The sequence below is a fragment of the Rhodococcus sp. NPDC057014 genome (assembly GCF_042673295.1).
Taxonomy (GTDB): Bacteria; Actinomycetota; Actinomycetes; order Mycobacteriales; family Mycobacteriaceae; genus Rhodococcus_F.
Genome location: NZ_JBHUSF010000024.1, coordinates 52,591 through 55,382 on the forward strand (window position 1 = coordinate 52,591; position 2,792 = coordinate 55,382).

Below are 2,792 nucleotides of genomic sequence, written 5' to 3' on the forward strand. Positions count from 1 at the left end.
GATGCACGGTGCATCACCACCAGTTTCGACTCACCCCCTAATCAGACGGCGCGGCAGCTGAGATGGAAGCCACCACGACACTATGCTGCGGGCGCATCGGTAGAAGTGTCCGCGTTCACGTCTTTGCCGTCGGCGCCGGCTCAGCCGCCAACGTCATCGCCCTCGCGGTCAGACCCAGGGCCCCGACCCCCGTGTCGTGATGCACCGTGCATCACGCGGAAGTTGGGTGATGCACCGTGCATCACGCGGGAGTTGATGATGCACCGTGCATCACGCGGGAGTTGGGTGATGCACCGTGCATCACGCGGGAGTTGGGTGATGCACCGTGCATCACGCGGAAGTTGATGATGCACTGCACGGTAGGGAGGTTGGCGGATTCGAGCAGCCTCTCCGGCGAGCTGTTGCCCTTTCGTTGGCGTGAAGATACATATACCCTGTGGGAAGTGCTCTGACCTGCACACTCTCTGCCGTGTTGAATTCGAGGATGTTATTAGCGTGGGTCTAGTAACGAACCGAGGAAGCGACTGGGCGCGGGTCAGGTTGTTCTCGGAGTAACTGCAGTAGGTCGGCCTGCGCCCGTCCTCGATCGACGAGGCGCAACCGGTGCAGGCCCGGATGCGATCACTACAGCACCCTCCTGACCTGCCATTTTAGGTCCGTGGGAACTCAACTTCCTTGCTAGAACGCTCCGCGAGACGTTTCCATGCCCCTCCCCCGGCGAGTGAGTAGCCCCTCGATTGCCGGCCGAACACTGCTCACCTGCACCTTTGGCCCGTTTCCCCTGGAGAACCCCGTTCCGCAGGCTTCGACCCGACCAAAGGAACGCCAACGCAGCTCGTCGGGACTCGAAGGTCGTCCAGTCTTGGAGCCGAATGCCCGTCCATAGTTACGTCAAGTGACGAAATTAGCTTAAGGTGCAAGGAAGGATAATAGCTCGGTCCTCGCCTTCCTCATCGGGCATGAAGTTGCGGTCGCAATGCACCTCACCACGACCTCCTTCGAACAGCACCACCTCCATCACCTCTTTTGGAATGACCGTCTGTATGGCCTTGCGTATGGCCTTAAGCAAGGTGTTGAAAGTGTTATCGTGGAAGTCGGACGCAGAAGGCAATCGTGAATCGGGGTTGCCTCTTTCCGGCGAAAGTGAAACGGTCATCAACTGCCAGGCCAGGCCCTCCCCCAGCCTGAGATCTCCGGCCTCCAGCCCCGAATGCATTCTCTGAGACGGAAGTTCACCCCAGTGAGGACGCAGAGCAGGAACCGACCTGACGCCTAACCGCCGTGCGACAGAGCCTGCACAACTGCTGTCACGAGAACGCTTCCGCAACTGCCTCACCACGGTCCGGCCCCTGCTTGGAACCGCAAACTCGCCTCCCCTGCAGCAGATCTGCGCTCGTCAGCGAACCCAACTCACCCGTCCACGGCCCACTTTCAGTCCAATCGGTAAGCACCGAATATGACTTTGACATGCACGTATGTCTACGACACTAGGTATGGCCTTACCAACGCCCGTAACTGCCGCAGTATGACAGATCGTCGCATGGATCTACGTATAGATCGGTGCTACTACCTTTTCGATTGCCAGCTCTAGCACCGTGATCAGACTCATCGCGACGACCCTCACATTGCCCGTGTGCACGATCATCGCCTCGACCAAGCACACAACAGTTGGCAAGGTCTGCAACATGAACCATTCCCAGGGGCGGGAACACGGCCGGTGACATAGCCTTCTCAACCGCTCTTGAACAGGCCCGCTGTATCGCCTTAGCACAGGCTGGACTCACGACGTCTTACACCCCCATAGACAAGGGTGTGTCGTTGGCAATCTGACCGACCACGCAGCCGTACCGTGCTAAACATGTCGCCAACGCAGCCCACGCGCAGTCTGCTTGTCGCCAATCAAAAAGGCGGTGTCGGCAAGAGTTCGATCGTCGCCGCCCTCGCAGCCATGGTCGCGGCGGCGGGACTCCGAGTTCTCGTCATGGACGCGGACCAGCAGGCCAACGTCACATCGTCCGATCTAGGCGTTGAGGGGGACCGCGGGAGGGGCCTCAGCATGAGCCTCCAGTTCGCGCACCCCTTAGAACCCATCCGAGAGGTCCGGCCGAACCTCGATCTCATCCCCGGCGGTGCGGCGCTTGCAGTCATCGGCGCCATCGCCGCTGCCGCGGCCCAAACCGGGATGGATCTGACGGGCAACCTCGTCTCCACCCTGAACGACTTGCAGTCGGCCGAACACTACGACCTGATTCTGATCGATTCAGGCCCAGGCGATGCCCCACTCCTCGACGCACTCCTGGGCACCGCGCGCTATCTTCTCGTACCGACCAGGGATGACGATGCAAGCCTGATCGGCGTGGAGTATCTCGCTGCCCGCTATCTGCGAGCGCGTGAGAATGGTTCCGTCATCCAACTGCTCGGTGTTGTGCTGTTCGACCTGAACCCGACCGCGACAGCGCGGAACCCTGAGGTGTTCAAGCAGGTTGAGGACCTGCTCGAAGGCAGCGGCGCCGCCCCCTTCGAGACGTTCATCCGGAACGATCGTGCCGCCGCGGTGGATCTCCGAAGCCGTCATCTAACTCCAAATGAGCTCGTCACCGTATCCGCTGAACAGGCAAAGACCCGTATCCAGCGACTCCGCGACAAGGACAAGAAACTCCTCGGACGCCGCCTCTGGTCCCGCGACCCCAACGGGCTCGCAAACGACTACCAAGCCCTCACCCGCGAGGTTCTCAGCCGCATAGCGGCGGCGGAAAAGAACGAAATCTCCGGGGGAGTGGCATGAGTGCGAG

At 60.5% G+C, this 2,792-nt stretch carries 2 protein-coding genes; one reads left to right on the forward strand and one right to left on the reverse strand.

The window, feature by feature from the left end; translation table 11 throughout:
* Positions 1 to 904: 904 nt before the first annotated feature.
* Positions 905 to 1,216 (reverse strand): hypothetical protein, encoded by a 312-nt coding sequence (locus ACFTZB_RS07955; RefSeq protein WP_378430920.1) that lies wholly within the window; start codon positions 1,214 to 1,216, stop codon positions 905 to 907.
* A 642-nt stretch (positions 1,217 to 1,858) separates the two neighbouring features.
* On the opposite strand from ACFTZB_RS07955, the gene ACFTZB_RS07960 reads away from it, so the two are divergent.
* The gene (locus tag ACFTZB_RS07960; RefSeq protein WP_072951031.1) at positions 1,859 to 2,785 is read left to right on the forward strand and encodes a ParA family protein; all 927 of its coding nucleotides are present in this window, start codon (positions 1,859 to 1,861) and stop codon (positions 2,783 to 2,785) included.
* Positions 2,786 to 2,792: the final 7 nt, after the last annotated feature.

Bases quoted from the DNA above. Each gene is read 5' to 3' on its own strand.
- ACFTZB_RS07955 (WP_378430920.1), bottom strand. From the start codon at position 1,216: ATGCATTCGGGGCTGGAGGCCGGAGATCTCAGGCTGGGGGAGGGCCTG.
- ACFTZB_RS07960 (WP_072951031.1), top strand. From the start codon at position 1,859: ATGTCGCCAACGCAGCCCACGCGCAGTCTGCTTGTCGCCAATCAAAAA.